The sequence below is a fragment of the Pseudoalteromonas porphyrae genome (assembly GCF_001298125.1).
GTDB lineage: Bacteria > Pseudomonadota > Gammaproteobacteria > Enterobacterales > Alteromonadaceae > Pseudoalteromonas > Pseudoalteromonas neustonica.
In genome coordinates, this window is the sequence record NZ_LHPH01000003.1 from 172,448 (window position 1) to 195,197 (window position 22,750).

Sequence of the window (22,750 nt, forward strand, 5' to 3'; positions counted from 1 at the left end):
CAGTTGAGAATTATCTTAAAGCCATTACAATTCCAGCAACTTTTCCTGTTTGGTTTTTTTATGTTTGCTGTTGAAAAAATTCGTGCTGATTTCCCACTCTTAACACAAAAAATAAACGACCAACCTCTTGTTTACCTTGATTCTGCTGCAACATCACAAAAACCCCAATCAGTTATTGCTGCGACAGAGCTTTTTTACACACAGCAGAATGCAAATGTTCATAGAGGTCGTCATTCACTCAGTGAACAAGCAACAACAGCCTACGAAAAAGCGCGTGATAAAGTTGCCCAATATTTTAATGTGCAAAGCCGTGAAATTGTTTGGACTAAAGGTGCTACTGAGGCATTAAACCTAATTGCTTGTGGATTAACTGAACAACTTGATAAAAATTCAAGTATCGTTATTACCCCACTTGAACACCATGCAAACATCGTCCCTTGGCAACAATTAGCACTTAAAACTGGTGCTAAATTACATATATTACCGCTTGAAGCGGATGCAACATTCAATATGTCAGCCTGTATTGAATTTTTAAAACAAATAAAACCAACCGTGCTTGCGCTCACTCATGCATCAAATGCATTGGGAAATATAACAAACCTAAGCCCACTGCTTAGTACTGTAAAAGGTTTTAATACCATCACTGTCGTCGATGGTGCTCAAGGCGCGATGCACCTACAGCCTGATTTAAATATACTCGATTGTGACTTTTATGTGTTCTCTGCACACAAAATGCTTGGTCCAACTGGCGTGGGTGGCCTGTATGGTAAGTATGAGCGTTTAAACGCCTTACTGCCTTATCAAACGGGTGGAGAAATGATTGAAACGGTGAGCCTTTTCAACAGCACGTTTCGCGATGCACCTGCCAAGTTTGAAGCAGGCACACCAAATATTGCAGGTGTAATCGGGTTTTCTGCCGCATTAGATTATCTTTCTGAACTTGATAAGAATGCAGCCTACGACTATGAACAAGGGCTATTTAACTATGCGGTTAATAAATTAAACGAAATCGATGGCATCACAATTTACAGTAATTTAGAACATAATATTGGTACCATTTGTTTTAATTACAAAGACGAACACCCATTCGATATTGCGACATTACTTGATGGATTTGGTGTTGCCGTTCGTAGCGGCCACCATTGTACCCAACCTTTAATGGTACATCTGGGTATCAACGGCAGTGTACGGGCAAGTTTTTGTTTTTATAATACTCACCAAGATATAGATATTTTCATTAATGCTCTGCACGAATGCATCGCTTTATTAGATTAAAAGTAGATAAGCAATGAATAAAACGTTTAAAGAAATAGCACAAACCCTGAAAAATGCACCCGGCTGGCAACAAAAGTACCGTGAGATTATGTTACTAGGGAAACTATTACCGTCTATGCCTGACATTTTAAAAACACACGATGCACTTGTACCTGGTTGTGAGAGCAAAGTATGGTTGTATTTAGACTTTGACCTTGAAGAGAGCTGCATCGTACTTGTCGGTGATTCTGATACTCGGATCGTCAAAGGCTTATTAGCACTCATTTTGTCACTATATAATGGTTTAACACCTACGCAGATTCTATCAATTAATGCTTTTGAAGAGTTTGAGAAGCTTGGTTTGATTAGCCATTTAAGCCCATCTAGAGGGAATGGTGTTAAAGCCATTGTCGAGCGAATTCAAACAATGGCTGCACAAAAGTAGCTTTAAACTTGAACTAATCGTTGCTTTTTATCTAAATACTTACGAATTGCTTTGGCTGCAACAAAAAAGCCAAAGCTTCCTGTGATCATCGTCGCAGAGCCAAAGCCATTATTGCAATCCATATTCATGGAGCCATCAGCATTTTGTTTTGCATGGCAAACACTGCCATCACTGCCTGGATACACAAGTTGCTCTGTTGAGTAAACACAATCGATATTAAACTTGCGTTTTGGATTGCTACTAAAGTTGTACTGTTTACGTAAAATATAGCGTACTTTAGCTAGCAGCGGATCTTGTGTTGACTTAGCAACATCACCAAACGTAATTTGACCAGGGTCAGTTTGCCCACCGGCGCCACCAGTAGTAATAATCGGCAACTTATTACGTTTACAGTGGGCAATTAATGCGGCCTTTTCTTTCACTGCATCAATGCAATCAATGACATAGTCAAAATTTTGAATATGTTCACGAATATTATCCAAAGTAATAAAATCATCGATAACAGTAATTTCGCATTCCGGGTTAATCAGTTGACACCGTTCTTTCATTGCATCAACTTTTGCTTCACCAATAGTTCCCGTTAATGCATGTATTTGCCGATTAACGTTCGTCGCGCAAATATCATCAAGGTCTATTAACGTTAGTTTACCAACACCCGTTCTAACTAATGCTTCAGCAGCCCAGCTACCTACGCCACCAATACCAATCACACAAAAGTGTGCATTTTGTAGCCATTCAAATTGTTGTTGCCCGTATAAGCGCTTTATACCGCCAAAGCGAATATCTATTACAGAGTCTGTCATTTACCAATCCAATTGCCATGGCTGCTGCCATGAATGAAAGTTTTCGTGTTTAGTAATTTGTGCAAATTGAGTATTGCTATTAGGTTCACAAATAAAACGATATAGCTCGTTATCCCAAAGAAAGCACAGTGCATAAGCATGCAAATATGTACGTTCAGCAATCGTGCCACCGTAAAGCGCATCACCTAAGATAGGCGCTGATATGCTTTTTAGAGCAACCCTTAATTGATGAGTTTTACCTGAGTAAGGTTTTAAAATAAAGCCGCGTAAATTAGCCGCAACACTCATCGAATAAAAACGAGTAATAGCCGGGTTTTCTGTTGTATTTAAAAGTTTATAGCTGCTACGGCGAGATTTGGCCATATCACCCTTTACCCAGCCTTGTTTTTTCTTAGGCTTTGCATCTGACAATGCCAAATAATATTTGTCTACTTCATGAGCAGTGAATTGCCGAGTAAACTCAGCTGCGGCCTCGCTACTGCGCGCCAAAATAATTAAGCCAGATGTAACTTTATCTAAACGATGTACTGCATACAGTTTTTCATTTAACTGCTGCTGTGCAATCACAACAAATCCGGGCCCCTCTTCACTATGAAAATTAAGCCCTGCTGGTTTTTCTATGACATAAAAGTCATTATGCTGCGCATGAACATGCAATGGGGTATGTTGTTTATCCACAATGTGTGTTGCTTCGTAAATAATTTACTACACGCGTTAAGTCTTCAGGTGTGTCAACACCTGCATGCGGTGCTATTTGTGCTTGCTCAATTTTTATTTGATGCCCATGGTAAAGCACCCGTAACTGCTCTAACGACTCAAATTGCTCAAGCGGCGAAGGTGTCAGTTTGATGTACTCTTTGATAAACCCAGCGCGATAAGCATAAATCCCCACATGACGCTGGTAATTTGCAGTATTAATTAAGTCATGGTTTGCTCTATCCATCATATTTGCACGATCAAATGGTATACTTGAACGTGAAAAATACAAGGCATTTTTATTAACATCACTGACTACTTTAACCGCATTGGGATTAAATACATCCTCTATATCATCAATCGCAACACTGAGCGTGGCCATAGGTGCTATTGAATCAGCCAGTAGTGCAGCTACTTGTGTCACATTTTCGGGGGCTAAAAGCGGCTCATCACCTTGCACATTTACAACGATTGTATCATCTGGCAATGCCAATAAATCCATCACTTCTGCAAGGCGTTCTGTACCTGAGTGATGATCTTCTCGTGTGATAAGCACATCAGATGTAAAGGCTTTTACTGCATCAAATACTTTTTGATGATCGGTGGCAATAATTACTTTGCTGGCACCCGAAGCGATCGCTTTTTCGTACACATGTTGAATCATCGGCTTTCCACAAATATCAGCAAGTGGTTTGCCTGGTAGTCGAGTAGATGCAAAACGCGCCGGTATTACGACTACGAATTCCACTTGTCTACCTCGTCTTGGCTTAATTCACGCGCTTCGTTTTCAAGTAATACTGGGATGTCATCAACGATTGGGTAAGCAAGTTTTGCCGCTGTACTTATCAATTCATTATTTTCTTTATCTAAGCGCAACTTTCCTTTGCCTACAGGGCAAGCAATTATTTCAAGTAATTTTGTATCAAAGGCCATCGAGGATCCCTTTTTCTTTAAGTAATAAATTTAGTTTGTTAATTACCGCAGTTGATGGTTTGGCATCAACAGGTAAAAAGTACCATGTTGGTTTTGCAAAAGTGTGGCATTTTACCGCATCTTTTTCCGTCATAAAAACGGCTTCTTCGTTATATTTTTCAAAATCAGTCACCGAATATGCATAGTGATCACGATAATGTGCTGTTGATAGTAACTCTATACCTTGGGCTGTTAAGGTGCGTTCAAATCGTTTAGGGTTACCTATCGCGCTGACTGCATGCCCTTTTAGTAATGGTTGCTGTGCTTGTTTCCCGTTTGCTACAAGTAATAATGGCGACGCTTGAAGTTGATAATTAAATTCATGCTCTCCTCCATTTTCAATCACTAAATCAACCGCGTTTAAACGTTTTTGTGTTTCTCTCAACGGCCCCGCGGGCATTAATAAACCATTACCAAAACGTCGCTCGCTGTCTACAATACAACATTCAATACTGCGCGCCATTTTATAATGCTGCATGCCATCATCAGAGATGATAACGTCTAATTTATTTTGCGCGCAGAGCATTTTAATATTCTGTGTACGATCAGGTCCAACGACCACTGGACACCCTAATCGACGCTGGATAAGAACGGGTTCATCACCCGCTTGCTCACACGTAACCGTTTTATCAACATTCAGCGGATAAGAATCTGATTTCCCTCCATAACCACGACTTAAAACACCAACTTTTAAGCCTTTTTGTTGTAAATGCTGAACAAGCCAAATTACAAAAGGGGTTTTACCATTGCCGCCAACGCTAATATTGCCAACAACAATAACGGGCACTGCCCCTTGATATGATTTAAGCACACCTAATTTATAACAAAGTGTCCGCAAAGATGAAATAAGCCAAAATAAACCACTTAAAGGCAATAACAATAATGTTATTAAGCTAAATTTTTTATACCAACTTTGTTCAATTTTACTCACCCGTGTTCACCAAACTGCATTTTACATAAAGCAGCATAGGTACCATCTTTTGCAAGCAAAGACGGATGATCTCCACTTTCAATCACTTTCCCGTTATCAATTACATATATTCTGTCACTGTGTTCAATCGTTGATAAGCGATGGGCAATCACGATGGATGTTTTATTTTTCATTAACACATCTAATGCTTGCTGAATCAATTTCTCTGATTCAGTATCCAGTGCTGATGTCGCCTCATCTAAGATAAGAATCGGGGCATCTTTTAATATCGCACGCGCTATGGCAATGCGTTGGCGTTGTCCACCTGAAAGCATCACACCATTCTCACCTACCATCGTATTTAAACCATCAGGCAAGTCTTTTACAAATTCCCAAACATGCGCTTGTTTTGCAACAGCAAGTAGTTCGTCCTCAGCCAATTCGCGTGAAATACCATAGCTAATATTATTCGCTATGGTATCGTTGAATAACACAACTTGCTGTGATACCAATGCAAACTGTTTTCGCAAGTCAGCCAATTTGTAATCACAAAGCGCTACACCATCTAAGAGTATTTCACTCGGCTGTTGTAAATCGTAATACCGTGGTAAAAGGTTAGAGATAGTCGACTTACCAGAACCAGAACGCCCAACTAACGCGATCCTCTCACCTGCTTTTATTGTTAAAGACAAATCATGTAATACAGCTTCATCTTTGGTCGGATACTTAAATGTTACATTTTTGACTTCAATTAACCCATGTACTTTATCTACAGTAACTGTCCCTGTGTCCTTCTCAATATCTTGATCCAGTACTAAAAAGATACTTTGCGCCGCAGAAATGCCACGTTGTAAGTCACTATTAACATTAGCTAGTTGTTTTAATGGCCGTAAAAGCATCATCATTGAAGATATCAACACCATAAAATCACCAGACGTAATGGCGTCAATCATTGATGGCATTGACACTATCCATAAAATAACAGCCATTGCACTGGCCGCTAAAATTTGGATAACTGATACACTTACAGCTTTAGTCGCATCCATTTTAATGCGTTGTTGGCGATTATGATTATTAACTTTGGCAAACTGCGCTATTTCTTGTTGTTGGCCACCAAAACCATGAATAACTTTATGACCGCTTAGCATTTGTTCTGAGCTACGGGTAACTTGTCCCATTGCGGATTGAATATTCTTAGAGATATGGCGAAAGCGTTTTGAAACTACAGATACAATAATCGCAACCAAAGGAATAATAACTAAAAAGATTAAAGACAATTTCCAACTGGTATTAAACATCACGGCCAATAAAAACACCACAAAGGCACCTTCACGCACAACGACTAACAATGCTTTTGTTATTGCTTGTTGGACTTGTTCGGTATCAAAGGTAATTTTTGAGATCAAATCGCCCGTTGAATTTTGATCATGAAATGACACAGGTAAATGGAGAATATGTTCAAACAATTGCTGACGTAATGAACGTACGACCTGAGAGCCTACATAGCTCAAGCAATAAGATGACATATAATTAAAAACCCCTCGTCCGATAACGAGTGCAATAACTACAAAAGGTGCGTATTTTAAAACATCGCTATTTCGCTCATTAAGCCCCTGATCAATAAAAGGTTTCATCAATTGAATAAATAAAGCATCCATCGCTGAATAGCCGATCATGCCTACCACGGCTAAGATTGCAACGCTTTTATAATCACCCACATACGTCAATAAACGCTTATAAATTTGTGATGTAGTTTGATCCATAACACTCTCTAATTCATAGTCTATGGGTATTGTAGCCTCCAGCAACATAAAACTAAACTCAATCTTTTAGAAACCAATAACTTTCATCCCTTGCGACGCGAACACGGTAACTATTTTGATAAAAAAGGATCTGTACTTGACCTTGCGTACCTGTAACATGTTGCTTTATTTGTTTGTTACTATAGCGCTCAACAACCTCAAAATGAGGAAGTTGCCACTGCCCCTTATATGCACTGGAATGAATAACAACGTCGGGCGACACCGCGTCGATAAATTCTTCACTTGAAGAGGTATTGCTCCCGTGATGCGGACTTAATAACACAGTACTTTTTAGATCTAAATTTTCAGATAACAGTTCATTCTCACGCGCTATTGAAATATCGCCAGGTAATAACACACTAAAATTGCCATCACTAATTTGAATGACGCAAGAGTTATCATTATCTGAGCTAAAATTTCCTTTATTCTCAATGACATTAATTTTTAAACTATGAAAATCATAACTACCAGCAAGACATATTTGCTCCACTCCTTCTGGTTGTAATAAATTAAACGTATCCGCGTAACCGTGTTTTAACCAGTGATTTAGTCCTCCGGCATGATCCTTATCCATATGACTAATAACTGTATGCTCAACCTCAATATCATTATTTTTTAGATAAGGAATTAACGTGCTTTCTATTCGACTGAATTGATTAAAATATATAGGGCCTAGATCATACATAAAACCTTTATTCTGTATCGTTATTAGTGCCATGGTGCCATGCCCTACATCGAATATATCTACTTGCCAACGAGCCCTAGCTTGTAATAATTCATCAACTAACACCAGACAAAAAGGGAATAGCCCAATAATAAAATACCGCGGGAATAGGTAAATAATTGTGGCGCTTACGTAGCAGCCTAATACTATTGCGAGTTTTGGTTTTGTCGTGTCATACCAGCGGTAATCTACAGGGATAGCTAAAAGTAGTTGATACATTTCAAACAATAAAAAATCAAATAGCGCTATAAGCTCACGTACTTCTACAAAAAAACTTAGCAAGCTAATAAAAACCAAGCAAGGCATAATAACGATACTAAGCAGTGGTATAGCTATTAAATTTACTGCTAAGCCAATAAAGCTTACTCCACCAAAGTAATGCAAGGATAGCGGTAACAAGCCGATTGTTAATGCTAACTGTATAATAACTAGCATTTTAATTGTTGTAAAAAAGTTAGCTGGAAAACGTGTTCTTACAGTAAATATTAAGAAGATAATAGCCACTGCTACGAATGAAAAATATATCCCAGGACTCAATAAGCTAAATGGATCAATTACAAGCACACACACTAACGCAAACAAAATACTCCGCCATTTTAATGTTTGCTTAGAGCAATAATAAACAAGTAAATAACAACCTAGCATTATTAATGCACGCGTAGCTGAGACTAAAAAATCACTTAAATAAACATAACAAAATGCTAAACTAAACCCACCAAAGCTATAGATCACTGATAAATTAAGTTTTTGACTAAATAACTTTATAAAACACGATACGAAGATTTTGCTAACAAAAAAGCCAATACTGAAAATTAAACCTATATGTAAACCTGAAATAGCAAGTAAATGACTCAATCCAAACTGCTGTAATTCATTTTTTTGCTCGAACGACATTAAACTTCTTTCCCCAGTCAATAGTGCATAGTAAAGCCAATTAAGTTGAGTCACTTGGTAAGTTTGCTTAATAAAATCACGGTAGCTTTGTCGTAATGTTGCCTTAGGCCGCCGCGTAATTTGAATATCACTGCCTATCTGCTTTGCTTTATAAAATAAACGCTGGCTAAAAGCATGCTGCTCTTTATCAAAAACATCAAAATTTTTCTGGCTACGGTATTGAACCAATTTAAGCTTAGTGGTGATGCTATCTCCAATAGATAGCAATTCATCTACCTTTAAACTCACTAACGCCAGGGGGGGCTTAATTTTTGATACGTTTTTCTCGTGAATTGATTCAATTTCAACTTTTAAATAATACGCATCACGTCTTGAAATTACCTCTACAACTTTAAATGTACTTAGTAGCGATTGATTTTCGTGCAACTGTTCCGCGTTAATTGAATAAAAGCTATAAAAATGTACCCAAACACATAAAATTGAGCAAATAAAACCTAACAATACAGGTAAAAACGGCTTAAAATACAAGCTCGCAATTGTTAAAGATGAAGCGAAGAGAATAAACACAAGGGTCTGATAATAAAAAACGGTTATTAAACAACCTACAACAAACCCAATGCTTAACCACACAGATGTAAATGGTTGCTTTAAATGGCTAAAAAAACGATCCAACGGTTTTTACCCGATCACAATACAGTTAAACATCACAAATTTTTAAAAATTTTTGGTCGTTTATTGCATGATGCTAATTTGTGGCATTTAAATCGACGCTCTGCACGAGGTGCATTTGCAGTTGGCTTATTTTTCGCATTCATCCCTGTTCCTTTTCAAATGGTTTTGGCTGCAGCGTTAGCCATTCCTTTACGTGTAAACCTACCGATTTCTGTTGCCGTAGTCTGGATCACAAATCCTCTAACCATGCCGCCTATTTTCTACTGTTCTTATTTAGTCGGAGCAATTGCTTTAGGGCATCCTGAGCAACATTTTGCATTCGAACCAACTTGGCAGTGGTTTATTGAAAGTTTGACGACCATAGGTCCTGCCTTTTTAGTTGGTTCTATTATTTGTGCCAGTATGGCGGCAATACTCGGCTATTTTGGTGTTGATTTACTATGGCGTCGCTCTGTACGTAAAGCTTGGTTGAATCGCCATAAATAAACTCATCTGTAAATAGTTAACACACTATTATTAACATTCAATTTTTGGTTCATTTAAATCCTGTTAATTGAATAATAATGAAGTATAGAACAAAAAAGCCCTCCTTATAAAAAGGAGGGCTTTTTTGTTTAAATCACTCTGTGATAATTACTTATCACATAAGATTTCTCTTAACGAAATACGCGGCGTAAACCCACTAATGGTAACAATAATAATGTATACCAAGGGAAACTTGCAGATTGGCGCTCGTAAGTCTCGGTTGCAGGATCAGAACAACTTTCAACTTCACCATTAATTGGAGTCAATTTAATGGGAACAGGTACACTTTCGTATTCAATGTCCCCGTTAGTATCTCTGACAACGCCACCTAGTGAATCAGTTTTTTCAACTGTTTTTGTTGCAACACCGAAAATTTCATTATCATTATTGATAACTCGTGCTTCAGAAACAGTGTATTTATACCTTGTTTCACCATCAAGTTCATAGCAAGGTAATAAGTCATTCAAATTAGTAATTTTATCATCACCAATTTTATATAAAAAGCCTTCACGACGGCGATTTGATGTATTATATACATCCGTTTCACCTTCGCCTACAATATAGCCGTTATCATTTATACTATTAGCGAATGAGCTTGAGCTACTAAAGTAGTCCGTAGGGAACACTGTGCTGTTGCTCGCTATATCATGATAGAAAAGTTTGTAACGTTGTGCACCATCAATTTGTTTTGATGCGTAGCCTACAATAATATTATTTTCACTAATAGCAGATGCTTGACCCTCCACCCAACCATCTTCTTGGTTGACTATCTCAGTTACCTTACCATCTTTATAATACGCAGGTAATGATATAATAGTACTCGCTCGATCATAATAACGAACACTAGAATAACCTACAGCAATATCTTTTCCATTTACTGCTATGGCATTACTGCTATATGCAAAGCTCTCACTTTCGTCATCTTCTGGTGTAAACCCTAAACCTAGCTCTTGCGTTTTTGTGATATTAAGATTGTCATCTAAAGTCCACATAACAGCACGTTTATCAAACAACCCGCCACTTCTCTGATGGGTTATATTTAAACGCTCTATGCATACGGATACAAGCTCATCTTTACCATCACAACTATCGTCAATATTTTTTTGACGATCTGCAGGTATCCCTGTAGAAACTTGCCCGACAACTACATAGCCTGAATTAGTTTTAACAATATCGTTAGCGGTACTAATACCGCCATGTTCTGAAAACTCTGGTATTAACGGAACTTCTGCGCCTGAAGGCGATAAAATGATACCTCGTGATATAAAGTCACGAACGAACTGTGTTTCTTCCTCTGTTTCACCGTCGGCAGTGAATGTTGTTTTGTCATAAGGCGCCGTACCCCAACCGACAGATACTCCATCTTCTGAAACAGCGTTATAAAGATTATTTACAGAACGAGTTAGGCCATCGTAATCAACAGATGAAATGTCAAATAACACTTGCTCTTGCGCACTGCTATTTAGATAGTTAATACCAACAAAGCGACCTATTTTTTGATAATCAGGGTTATTAGCTTGTGATGCAAGAAATGAAAGCATAAAAGCATGGGCGTCAGGGTTAAGCGCAGCTGCATTTTCATTTTTTATTTCATCAAGCGTAAACGTTATTTCTTTGTTAATTTTTTCATAATTAGTCTTAAGATTGCTATATGCCGTCTTGATTAAATCAAGTTCAAAATTTATATAGCTAACATCAATTGGGAAATTATACAAATTTTCTGCAAGCCCTATGATATGACCGCTATTGCTGACATCGCTGATATAATTTTTTTTAGCTCCATCATACGACTCTAATTCCGTTAGTTTATACGTTGCACTGAGTGCCGATGTGCTAATCGTCGCTAAAATACTGGCAGCGAGTAATTTATATTTCATTTTAGTCCTTACTACTGATTCTTTAAATCTTCAAGTTCTTCCCAGCGCTCCAAAGCGGCTTCGAGGTCAGACTCAAGTTGTGCTAAATGGTTCAATTGTTTCGTCGTTTCACTGGCGTCTTGCTTAAAAAAATCACCATCATTGACAACAATTTGCTGAGCTTCAAGCGCTTTTTCTATTTCTTCCAGCTTACTAGGTAACTGTTCCAATTCAAGTTTTAATTTGTAAGATAATTTATTACTTTTGTTATCATTTTTTACCACAGGTGTAACAGGCGCTACTTCTATCTTTTTAATAACAGGTTGCGTATTTTTTTTCTGCTCATCAGCTAAATAATTAACATAAGCTTCATAGTCGCTATAACCACCAACGATATCGGTAATAACGCCATTCCCCTCAAATGCCCACACACTCGAACAGGTATTATCAATAAACTCTCTGTCATGACTTACAATTAAAACAGTACCTTGATATTGATTAATAATATCTTCTAATAATTCAAGTGTTTCAATATCCAAGTCATTGGTTGGCTCATCGAGCACTAAAATATTTGAAGGTTTTAAAAATAACTTGGCTAATAATAAGCGATTTTTCTCACCACCTGATAGCGCTTTAACTGGAGTACGAGCACGTGCCGGTGGGAATAAGAAATCTTGTAAATAGCCAAGTACATGACGTGAACGACCATTCATCATCACTTCTTGCTTACCTTCGGCGACGTTATCTTGCACTGTCGCCTCTTCATCAAGCTTTTGACGGTATTGATCAAAATAGGCAAACTCTAAATTAACACCTTGTTTAACAATACCTCCGTCCGCTTCTATATCACCAAATAGCAGTTTTAATAAGGTAGTCTTACCAATACCATTTGGCCCTACAAGTCCAATACGGTCACCACGCATTACTAGTGTTGAGAAATCATTAGCAATTACTTTGTCTTTATTGAACGCATGATTTAGGTGCTTAGCTTCAAATACCAATTTGCCTGATCTGTCAGCCGTTTCAATATTGAAATCAGTTTTACCAACTTGATCAACACGTTGCTTACGTTCATTACGTAATTGCTTTAACTCTCGAACGCGTCCTTCATTACGTGTTCGACGTGCTTTAACGCCTTGACGGATCCACGTTTCTTCTTCAGCTAAACGTTTATCAAATAATGCGTTTTGTGTTTCTTCAACTTTTAAATCGTGCGCCTTTTGTTCTAAATAGGTCGCGTAATCACCTGGGTAAGAAATTAATTTACCACGGTCTAAATCTAAAATACGTGTTGCAACTGCGCGAATAAAAGCACGGTCATGAGAAATAAAGACAATTCCGCCTTTAAACTCTTTTAAAAATTGCTCGAGCCACATGACACTTTCCATATCTAAATGGTTGGTAGGCTCATCGAGTAATAATAAATCAGGCTCACTTACAAGTGCACGTGCAAGGGCGACTTTGCGTAACCAACCACCTGAAAGTGATTCAAGTTTTGCATCAGGAGAAAGCTCTAACTGTGTAAGCACTAATTGAATACGGCTATCAAAGCGCCAACCATCTGCGGCTTCCAATTGATTTGATAAACGCTCAAGTTTATTTAGCAACTTGTCTGTACAGTCAGTTTGTAACTCAGTACTAACATGGTGAAAATCAATTAATAAATTGGCAATTTCAGGCATCCCTTGAGCAACATAATCAAACACCGAGCCACTGGCTCCTTTTGGTGGATCTTGCTCTAAACGAGATATTTTGATACTACCTAACTGATTTATTTCACCATCATCTAAAATCACTTGGCCATCAAGCACTTTTAAAAGCGTTGATTTACCAGCACCATTACGGCCAACAACACACACTCGTTCGCCAGTTTCAATGACAGCGTCTGCATTATCTAAAAGTGGATGCGTGCCATATGCGAGTTGAGCTTTAGAAATTCTAATTAAATCCATACTATCTGTTTACTCTTATTCTGTTTGCGTAAAAAACTGACGCACATCTTGCGCAGTAAAAGGCCAAAAAAATTGTTGGCCTCGTTCGCTTTCTAAAACCGGTATGCTGGTCTGATATTTTGAAATTAGCGTTTCATCGCTCATAATATCAATTAGCTGTAATGAATCATCATCTAGCAACGGCGTAAGCAAAGCATGTGCTTGCTCACATAAATGGCAGCCATCTGTATGATATAAAATCCATTTAGCCATGGGTAATCAACCAGCTATTATGTATTCTTTTATTGCGTTTAAAGTCAGGTGAAATCGTTTTCTCAGAAATATTAACCGCTTTTAATCCTAAGCCAATTAAACCGACTTCATCCATTGTAAAGCCACGCATATTGTTCGAGAAAATCAACGTCCCTGATGGACTGAGGATTTTTTTAACCCATGTCAGTAATTTAATATGATCATTTTGTACATCAAAGGCATCTTTCATACGTTTTGAATTGGAAAATGTAGGGGGATCTAAAAATATCAAATCATATTGACTGGTTGCATGCTCTAACCATTTCAAGCAATCAGCTTGCTCAAAGCGGTATCGCGTATTACTGATATTATTTAAATCAAAGTTATCTTGGCCCCATTTTAAATAGGTTTTCGATAAATCCACAGTCGTAATTGCTTTAGCTCCACCTAATGCCGCATGTACAGAAGCTGTACCTGTATAAGCAAATAAATTCAAGAAGCGCTTATCTTTTGAATTTTCTTGAATATAACGTCGTGCTAAACGATGATCTAAAAACAGCCCCGTATCTAAGTAATCAAATAAATTAACTTTAAACTTAGCACCAAATTCTTCGATAACTTGAGTACGATTTTGCTTTGCCATTGGCGTGTATTGTTCTTCGCCTTTTTGCTTTTTACGGACTTTTACGGCAATGTTTCCTGGTGCAATATTAAGCTGCTGTGCGGTCAATGAAATAACGTCTTGAAGACGCTTATGTGCCGTCACATCGTCAATTTCTTTCGGTGCAGCGTATTCAAATATGACTGCTGAATCACCATAAATATCAACGGCAACATTGTATTCAGGGATATCAGCGTCGTACACGCGATATGCGTGTATATCATTTTGTTTAAGCCAATTTTTTAAACCTTGCTTATTCTTTTTAACGCGGTTAGCAAACGACATTGAACCTTCAAAGTTCAATGCTGGTTTATCTTCCGTTGTTAAGCTTACTTGCTTATCGTCAAGTTGATATAAGTTAAGTACCACATCAAGCGGGCCATTTTTAAATTTATAGCGTTTGAGTTTTACTAACTTGAGTAGTTTAAATAAACTCTCATCCATACCTAATAACGCAAGTTTCCAATGATTAAAGTGTTTTTTAAATCCAGTCCCTAAACCACTATGTAAACTAACTAACTCAGCCATAGAGCCGATACGTTCACCATACGGTAAATTTGAAATGACCACACCCGGCAATTTTGCCACTGAGGTCAACTTGGTCGCATCGCTTTGTTTAAACTTGATCACATCGCCTAAATCAGCTCTACGGGCATTATCCACCGCTTTGCTAAGTACGTTAGAATCATTATCATGACCAATAAGCCATAGTTTAGGATCGGTAATTTGCGAGGTAAGTTGTTCTTTTAATTCTCTGTATTTAGCAACACGAAAGCTTGGTAAGCGCTCAAAAGCAAAACCTTCTCGGAATAAACCCGGAGCCTCATTGCGTGCCATACCTGCAGCTTCAATTAGAATAGTACCAGCACCACAACATGGATCAAATAACGGCTGTTGAACATTTTCAAGCCAACCACTGCGTTTAATCAGTGCGGCTGCTAAATGTTCTTTTATCGGTGCCTTGCCTTGGCCTTCACGATAACCACGCTCAGATAAACGAGGACCTGAATAATCAATATACATCGCCACGCCTTGGCGCGATAGCCGTGCAACAACACGCACATTGGCATTTTGTTTATCTACATTTGGGCGCTGTTCGAAAAGGTCATTAAAATAATCCACAATAGCGTCTTTAATCACAAGCCCTGAGAACTGGGTATTTTTCAATGAATCATTTGTTCCATTGAAATCAACAGCAAATGTTTGTGTAGGGCCGAACCACTCTTGCCAAGGTTGCGAACGAGCAAAATTGTAAAGACTCTCTTTGTCATCTACGCCTTCTTTCTCTTCGATCAACATCAGAACACGCGTTGCAAAGCGGCTCATTAAACAAACTTTTTGTGCTAATGTAGTGTCGGCGTCAAAACGCACAGAACCCACTGTTTGCTTGGTGACAGTTGCACCAATTTCAGTAAGTTCATCAACCAATAAATTTTCGATTCCGATCGAAGTAAGCGCGATAAATTGCAAAGTAATAACCCTTAATAGCTAATTGCGCAGGATTATACCATAGGTTGACTGACAAACACGTGATAATGGGAGGAACTGCAAAAAATATGCTTAGGCAGTTTTACTATTTTGGGCGTGGTTATAAATTGGAAAAACACGGTTATTGAGCACTCGAATAGCTTCAAATTGGTTAAGGCTTAGATTTTCATCTAATTTAAAACACTCTGACAAACTAATGCATAAAGATGCTTCTTTACAATGATCAACGATCAAAAACTCACCACTTTGAGCTGCCGACTGTAGCTTTATAACAGCTTCAACACTCGGTTCTGCTCCGGTGTAAGTTTCAAAAAACCAACTTTTTGCAAGCATTGGCTTTAAATAAAATTTTGCTGCGGTTGCATTGAGTGCAATTTGACATAGCTTTGCTGGTTGCCAAATATTAAAACCATCAAGATATTGATATACTTGCTGATAAAATGCGGCATCTTCTAAACTAAAATTAGGTTGAGTAAGTACAGAATCAGTCAATTGACGGAGTTTAAAAGGCGTGCACAGCTGCATATCTTGGTCTAAATCAACCAATAAACGGTTCCGTACTTGACAAGCAACCCACTGCCATTGCTTTGATGCTTGTAACATGCTCTCCTTTAGCTCCCAGGAATTAATTACACGAATAATGAAGTATAGCGGCTTTTGATCATTTACACTATGTTTGCTTAGAACATTTAATGAACGATCAAAAGCTTAGATAACGGATCCTTATAAGTCGTTAAGGATCGTTTTAACTAATTGCGGACCTTTATAAATAAATCCAGTGTAAACCTGTAATAAATCGGCACCCGCCTCTAACTTTTCTTTCGCGCTTGGCGCATCATCAATACCACCAACACCTATAATTGGTAACGCTCCACCTGTTAGTCGCTTTAGTTCCTTCACGACATGAGTTGAACGTGCCCGCACTGGTTGGCCTGATAATCCACCCGCTTCATCAGCATATTGCTGTCCATGGACAGAAGCTCGCTCTAATGTAGTGTTCGTCGCTATTACACCATCTATTTTATTATTCAGTAAAGACTCACTTACTTGCCTAATTTGAACCTCATCAAGGTCAGGGGCAATTTTAACCAACATAGGAACTTGTTTACCGTGCTTTGCGATTAAATCGAGCTGTTCATTCTTTAGGCTTTGCAATAAATCATCAAGTGCTGCACCATACTGTAAATCACGAAGTCCCGGCGTATTTGGCGACGATATATTAACGGTAATGTATGAGGCATACTCAAATACCTTACGCATGCAATGTATGTAGTCATCTTTACCCTGCTCATTTGGTGTGTCTTTATTTTTACCAATGTTGATACCTAAAATACCGTCGTATTTTGCAGCTTTAACATTAGCAACGAGATTATCAACACCTTTATTGTTAAAGCCCATGCGGTTAATAATTGCATTAGATTGTGGCAAACGGAAAATACGTGGTTTGTCATTCCCGACTTGTGGGCGTGGGGTAACCGTACCAACTTCCAAAAAACCAAAGCCCATTTGCGCAAATGCATCAATACACTGCGCATCTTTATCTAGCCCAGCAGCAAGCCCAACAGGGTTTTTAAATTGTAAACCTAGAAACTCAACAGGATGATCTGTCACCGATTGCGACCATGCAGCACTAAATGGGGTATTGCTAAAGCGACGTAAATTATGAAGTGCGAATTCATGGGCCCATTCCGCATCACGGGTGAACATAAAACGGCGAGCTAGATCGTAAAACATAAAAGAATCCTCTATATAAAAAAATACCCCAGACTAGGCTGAGGTATTGTATAACAAATTTAACTATTAACTCATTATTTTCACGTAAGAAAAATATAAGTTAAGCTAATTGTTTATTTTCCTGATGTATCGCAATTATGACTAAGTAACATAAGTTCGCGAAGTGCAACAGAAAACTTAGCAAAGTCGTGACTTTGTGATGTTTTAAATTCTGCAAGCATTTGCTTCCAACGTTGCAGTAATTGCTCTTGCGTGTCCATCCACTGATCTATTTGACCATCAACATCCTTATTGTCACCTTCAAAGCCATTTAACACAACTTCAGCAAGTGTACGTTGTTGCCAATCAAGCTCTTCTCGATATGATGCACGAGCAAGTGCTTGCCAATGATTTGCAACTGGTTGATTTGTAATTTGATCAAGGAACCAATGTAAGCCCATACGCGCACCAAGCTTAAAGTACGTGTTAGACACCATATCAATGCTTCGCCCTGAGTTATTTGCCACTTCAGCTAAATCCATAATTGAGAATAAGCTTGAAAGCGCGACAATACGATCAGCAAGTGCAACTGGCACACCATTATCAACCAGCTTTTCTGCTGATTTGGCTAAACGTTCAGCTTCTTTATCAACCATGTAGGTATTTAAGTTAGTACTTAAATCTGCAAATGTTGGTGTGAAGAATTCAATTGCTTGCTCAATCGTTTGGGCTTTATTGCGATGACGTAAGAACCAACGTGTTGTGCGACGAACTGTTCGGCGTAATTGATATAGCATTTCCGTTTGAACAGCAGCCGGTACTTTGTTATCAAGTTCCACTATCGATGACCATGTATCACGCATCTGGAAAACTTCCGTTGCGATTGAATAGCACAACGCAATTTCAGATTCAGTTGCTCCAGTCTCTTCATGCATACGGACCATGAAATTAAGACCCATATCATTTACGATATTATTAGCTAGTTTGGTCGCAATAATTTCTTTACGCAGTGGGTGATTATCCATCGCACCGTTAAATTTTTCACGTAATGGTAATGGGAATGACTTCACCAATAACTGACGATAATACGGATTCTCTGTAATGTCATCAGTAACTAATGACTCTTTAAGAACCATTTTTGCGTACGATACCAACACAGATAACTCTGGACGAGTCAAATCTTTACCCGCGGCAGCACGTTCAGCCAATTCTTCATCACTTGGAATAAATTCAATGGCACGATTTAGCTTACCATCTTTTTCAAGCGCATGAATAAAGCGTATTTTTTCTTTAAGCGTTGATGAACCCTTAGATTGAGTAATTGACAGCGTATGCGTTTGACGATAACAATCTTTCAACACCAATTCAGAAACTTCATCAGTCATTGAGTACAGCAGTTCATCACGTTGTTTACGTGTTAAATCACCTGACGTTACCAACCCATTAAGAAGGATTTTAATGTTCACTTCATTATCTGAACATGCAACCCCACCCACATTATCGATAAAGTCAGTATTAACGCGACCGCCTTTAGCCCCGAATTCAATACGGCCTAACTGCGTAGCACCTAAGTTACCACCTTCGCCAAGTACTTTCGCACCAAGCATTGCACCATTAATGCGCAATGCATCGTTAGCACGATCGCCTACATCTGCATCACTTTCTTTACTGCTCTTAATGTAAGTACCGATGCCACCATTCCACAGTAGATCAAATTCCATCATCAAGACTGCTTTGATCAATTCATTTGGTGTCATGCTGGCTTTTTTAGTACCCAACATTTTTTTCATCTCTGGGCTTAGTGTGATTGATTTCGCTGCGCGAGAGAAAACACCACCACCAGCTGAGATTAATTCTTTATTGTAATCTTCCCATGAAGAGCGTGGTAAATTAAATAAACGCTCACGTTCAGGGTATGATGTTGCTGAATCCGGCGTTGGATCAATAAAGATATGCAAGTGGTTAAATGCTACTTGTAAACGAATATGTTTAGATAACAGCATACCGTTACCGAATACATCTCCCGCCATATCCCCTATTGCCACTACAGTGAAATCAGTTGTCTGGCAGTCAATATCCATTTCACGGAAATGACGTTTAACTGATTCCCACGCACCTTTTGCTGTAATGCCCATCTTCTTATGGTCATAACCTACTGAACCACCTGAAGCAAATGCATCGCCCAGCCAGAAGTTATATTCGTTTGCAATTCCATTAGCAATATCAGAGAACGTCGCAGTACCTTTATCGGCTGCAACTACTAAGTAAGCATCATCTTCATCATGGCGAACAACATTTTGCGGTGGGACAATCTCACCCTGAACAATGTTATCGGTAATGTCTAATAAACCACGAATAAAGATTTTGTAACACTCTTGGCCTTCTTTAAAGAATGCATCACGCTCAGCTGGCAATTGCTTACACACAAAGCCACCTTTAGAGCCTACAGGGACGATTACTGTATTCTTTACTTGTTGCGCTTTTACTAAACCAAGGACTTCTGTTCTGAAATCTTCGCGACGGTCAGACCAACGTAATCCTCCACGAGCAACTTTACCGCCACGTAAGTGAACACCTTCAACACGAGGTGAGTAAACGAATATTTCAAATGCCGGTAATGGTAATGGCATATCTGGGATCAAACTTGGTTTAACTTTAAACGATACATACGATTTAAATTGACCAGTCTCATCTTTTTGGAAGTAGTTAGTACGCAGTGTTGCAATGATCATATCAACATATAAACGAATAATACGGTCATCATCTAAATTAGCGACGTTTTCAAGTTCTAAATATACTTGAGCAATTAATTTATCAAGTGTTTTAACACTCGCAGGGCTTTTTACAGAAAACTTTTTAGCGAATAGATTAACTATTTGCGTAGCAATATGTGGGTAGTTCGCAAGCGTACTTTCGATATAGCTTTGTGAGAAAGTAACACCGACTTGACGCATATATTTTGCATACGCACGTAATATTGATGCTTCACGCCCTGTTAATCCACCCATTAATACAAGCCTGTTAAAGCCATCATTTTCTAAACGATTATTCCAAACACTTGTTAATGCAGCGCGAAAACGTGCCGATATTTTATCGAAATCAGCAATCCCTTTGCTATCAAGTAGCATTGAAAAGTCCATGATCCAGTTGATACGACCATCGCTGGTTTTAACTGAATAAGGTGTTTCACCAATTACGCGCAAGCCAAAATTTTCAAGCATTGGCATTACATCTGACAAATGGATTGGCTCATCTTTATGGAATAAGCTCAAACGTACAATATTGCTATTTGCTTCTTCTTGTGGACGATAAAACTGCATTTCCAGCTTATTATCATCGTTCAATAATTCAAGTTTCTCAATATCAACAACTGCAGCACTTGGTAATACTTCATCTTTATATGAACGCGCGAATGCATTAGCATATTTACGATTTAAATCGTTACCACGCGCTTCACCAGCCGATTCTAATAGCGCTGATTGTAATTTATCTTCCCAAGTACGAGCTGCTTCTATTAAATTATTTTCAATGTCTTTCACGTTATATTCTATATTGTTGTCAGTCACACGTACGGTATAATGAGTACGCGCCAGTGTTGACTCAGAGAAGAAAGTAGTAAATTCGACTTTATCGTCAGAATTAAATGCATTACCTAAAATACCTTGAGTTTCGCGACGTAACGCTGTGTTATAACGCTCTCGAGGAACATAAACCATACAAGAGAAAAAGCGACCATAAGCATCTTTACGAACAAATAAGCGACACATATCACGTTCTTGCACTTGTAAAACACCCATTGCAACTTCAAGTAACTCGCCTTCTCGGGCTTGAACAAGTTCATCGCGTGGATACGTTTCAAGAATATTCAAAACTGCTTTATAAGCATGCGTACCTTTTGCAAAATCACACATATCCATAATACGCGTTATTTTACTTTTAAGGACTGGAACATCAGTAGCACTGTTGTTATAAAAGCTTGATGAGAACAAACCAATAAAACGATCTTCACCTATCACATTTCCTTGCTCATCAAAACGCTTAATACCAACATAATCAATATAAGCCGGACGATGAACACGCGACACGGAGTTCGTTTTAGTTAAAATAAGTAAGTTAGTGCTACGCGCTTCTTGGCGAGCAACTTCTGGTAACTCTGAAAGTAAACGTGAATGCTCTTCGGTTGAATTTTTCATCAAACCAAGACTACTTTCCATTATTCCTTTTAATTGATAATCACCTTGAACAGGAGATAAATCATACTGACGATAACCCATTAACGTGAAGTTATCTTTTACCAACCAGTCTAAAAACTCGACTGTCTCTGCTACTTCATTTGCATTTTTATTATGGTGACGTTTTGGTAAATCTTTACTGACTGCAATTAGTTTTTCACGGATCGGCTGCCAATCTTCTACCGCTGTCGATACATCCGTTAATACAGACTCAAGCTCTTTTTTAAACGAGTCAATCACTGTCGAATCTGTTTGGCGATCAATTTCAATAAAAAACACTGTTTTTGTTGAACTAGATTCTTGCTCTGCTTTTAAATTAGACAAAGCTGATATTTTAGTGTTTTTATCGCGTTGAATTTTAAGTGGGCTATGTAGTAACAAGTGAGATGCGATGTTTTCGCGGGTCATCGCCATACGTACGGAATCAACTAAAAATGGCATATCTTTAGCGATAATTTCGACGATTGTATGCGATGACTGCCAGCCATCTTTTGCTACTTCAGGATTGAAGACGCGAATAACCGCATCATCAGAGGTATTTTTTTCCAGCGAGTTCCATAGGCTAAGTGCAGCGCCATATAAGTCACTATCATTGCGATGTGCCAAATCTTCTTTAGACATATTGCTGTACAAGGATTTGGCGAATTTCTCAACGAGTAACACATTATCAGCGTGAACTTTTTTCTGGATCAGCTTACAGACATTATCTAAGATAACCGAGGCTTGCCCTTCATTTCGTGTCATTACATGTTCCTTAAATCTATACCATCTAAATTAGATGGGAAATTTGTACAGCAATTTAATTGTGTGGAGTCAGGCAAATTCTAACCCTTTTAAAATTAATAAACAGCCCTTTCGATGAAAACATTTTAAGCATTTCAGCTATTTGGTCATCTATTCACAAATTATAGATATAAATG

Annotated in this window: 17 protein-coding genes; 3 read left to right on the plus strand and 14 right to left on the minus strand. The window is 38.3% G+C overall.

Going from position 1 to position 22,750, the window contains the following annotated elements; translation table 11 throughout:
- Positions 1-60 precede the first annotated feature (60 nt).
- Both ADS77_RS03950 and ADS77_RS03955 read left to right on the plus strand, forming a co-directional pair.
- Positions 61-1,275, plus strand: coding sequence for a SufS family cysteine desulfurase (locus tag ADS77_RS03950; RefSeq protein WP_054453068.1), 1,215 nt, complete (start codon positions 61-63; stop codon positions 1,273-1,275).
- A 13-nt stretch (positions 1,276-1,288) separates the two neighbouring features.
- Positions 1,289-1,699 carry a SufE family protein gene (locus ADS77_RS03955; RefSeq protein ID WP_054204716.1) on the plus strand — a complete coding sequence of 137 codons (411 nt, stop codon included), beginning with the start codon at positions 1,289-1,291 and terminating at the stop codon, positions 1,697-1,699.
- Positions 1,700-1,701: 2 nt separating this feature from the next.
- Here ADS77_RS03955 and tcdA read toward each other — a convergent pair whose 3' ends face one another.
- Genes tcdA through ADS77_RS03990 form a run of 7 tightly spaced genes read right to left on the minus strand, consistent with a single transcriptional unit; the run spans position 1,702 to position 9,130 of the window.
- Complete coding sequence (tcdA, locus tag ADS77_RS03960; protein WP_054204717.1) at positions 1,702-2,502, minus strand: tRNA cyclic N6-threonylcarbamoyladenosine(37) synthase TcdA; 801 nt, start codon at positions 2,500-2,502, stop codon at positions 1,702-1,704.
- Positions 2,503-3,180, minus strand: a complete 678-nt coding sequence (locus ADS77_RS03965; protein ID WP_054204718.1) for a TIGR01621 family pseudouridine synthase — start codon at positions 3,178-3,180, stop codon at positions 2,503-2,505.
- Positions 3,173-3,946 carry a 3-deoxy-manno-octulosonate cytidylyltransferase gene (gene kdsB / locus ADS77_RS03970; protein WP_054204719.1) on the minus strand — a complete coding sequence of 258 codons (774 nt, stop codon included), beginning with the start codon at positions 3,944-3,946 and terminating at the stop codon, positions 3,173-3,175. The genes ADS77_RS03965 and kdsB overlap by 8 nt, the downstream gene beginning before the upstream one ends.
- Positions 3,934-4,131, minus strand: coding sequence for a Trm112 family protein (locus tag ADS77_RS03975; RefSeq protein ID WP_054204720.1), 198 nt, complete (start codon positions 4,129-4,131; stop codon positions 3,934-3,936). Before ADS77_RS03975 ends, kdsB begins: the two co-directional genes overlap by 13 nt.
- Entirely contained in the window at positions 4,121-5,101 is a 981-nt protein-coding gene (gene lpxK, locus ADS77_RS03980; RefSeq protein ID WP_054204721.1) for a tetraacyldisaccharide 4'-kinase, read from the minus strand. Before lpxK ends, ADS77_RS03975 begins: the two co-directional genes overlap by 11 nt.
- A complete protein-coding gene (gene msbA / locus ADS77_RS03985) occupies positions 5,098-6,843 on the minus strand; it encodes a lipid A export permease/ATP-binding protein MsbA (RefSeq protein WP_054204722.1) in 1,746 nt (581 codons plus the stop codon). The genes lpxK and msbA overlap by 4 nt, the downstream gene beginning before the upstream one ends.
- A gap of 58 nt (positions 6,844-6,901) precedes the next feature.
- Positions 6,902-9,130, minus strand: a complete 2,229-nt coding sequence (locus ADS77_RS03990) for a DNA internalization-related competence protein ComEC/Rec2 (protein ID WP_054453070.1) — start codon at positions 9,128-9,130, stop codon at positions 6,902-6,904.
- 21 nt (positions 9,131-9,151) lie between these two features.
- On the opposite strand from ADS77_RS03990, the gene ADS77_RS03995 reads away from it, so the two are divergent.
- On the plus strand, positions 9,152-9,658 hold the full coding sequence (locus ADS77_RS03995; protein ID WP_054204724.1) for a DUF2062 domain-containing protein: 507 nt from the start codon (positions 9,152-9,154) through the stop codon (positions 9,656-9,658).
- 170 nt (positions 9,659-9,828) lie between these two features.
- On the opposite strand, the gene ADS77_RS04000 is transcribed toward ADS77_RS03995, so the two are convergent.
- The 7 genes from ADS77_RS04000 to ADS77_RS04030 all read right to left on the minus strand — a co-directional run bounded on the left by ADS77_RS04000 (position 9,829) and on the right by ADS77_RS04030 (position 22,574).
- Positions 9,829-11,574 (minus strand): DUF3466 family protein, encoded by a 1,746-nt coding sequence (locus ADS77_RS04000; RefSeq protein WP_054453072.1) that lies wholly within the window; start codon positions 11,572-11,574, stop codon positions 9,829-9,831.
- 11 nt (positions 11,575-11,585) lie between these two features.
- Positions 11,586-13,505 (minus strand): ABC transporter ATP-binding protein, encoded by a 1,920-nt coding sequence (locus ADS77_RS04005; protein ID WP_054453073.1) that lies wholly within the window; start codon positions 13,503-13,505, stop codon positions 11,586-11,588.
- 15 nt (positions 13,506-13,520) lie between these two features.
- Positions 13,521-13,757: a glutaredoxin family protein gene (locus ADS77_RS04010; protein ID WP_054204727.1), complete on the minus strand. Its 237-nt coding sequence runs from the start codon at positions 13,755-13,757 to the stop codon at positions 13,521-13,523.
- Positions 13,750-15,867, minus strand: a complete 2,118-nt coding sequence (rlmKL, locus tag ADS77_RS04015; RefSeq protein WP_054204728.1) for a bifunctional 23S rRNA (guanine(2069)-N(7))-methyltransferase RlmK/23S rRNA (guanine(2445)-N(2))-methyltransferase RlmL — start codon at positions 15,865-15,867, stop codon at positions 13,750-13,752. Before rlmKL ends, ADS77_RS04010 begins: the two co-directional genes overlap by 8 nt.
- A gap of 90 nt (positions 15,868-15,957) precedes the next feature.
- A complete protein-coding gene (locus ADS77_RS04020; protein WP_054204729.1) occupies positions 15,958-16,488 on the minus strand; it encodes a cell division protein ZapC domain-containing protein in 531 nt (176 codons plus the stop codon).
- Positions 16,489-16,608: 120 nt separating this feature from the next.
- Positions 16,609-17,619 (minus strand): quinone-dependent dihydroorotate dehydrogenase, encoded by a 1,011-nt coding sequence (pyrD, locus tag ADS77_RS04025; RefSeq protein WP_054204730.1) that lies wholly within the window; start codon positions 17,617-17,619, stop codon positions 16,609-16,611.
- A 113-nt stretch (positions 17,620-17,732) separates the two neighbouring features.
- Positions 17,733-22,574 carry an NAD-glutamate dehydrogenase gene (locus ADS77_RS04030; protein ID WP_054204731.1) on the minus strand — a complete coding sequence of 1,614 codons (4,842 nt, stop codon included), beginning with the start codon at positions 22,572-22,574 and terminating at the stop codon, positions 17,733-17,735.
- Positions 22,575-22,750: the final 176 nt, after the last annotated feature.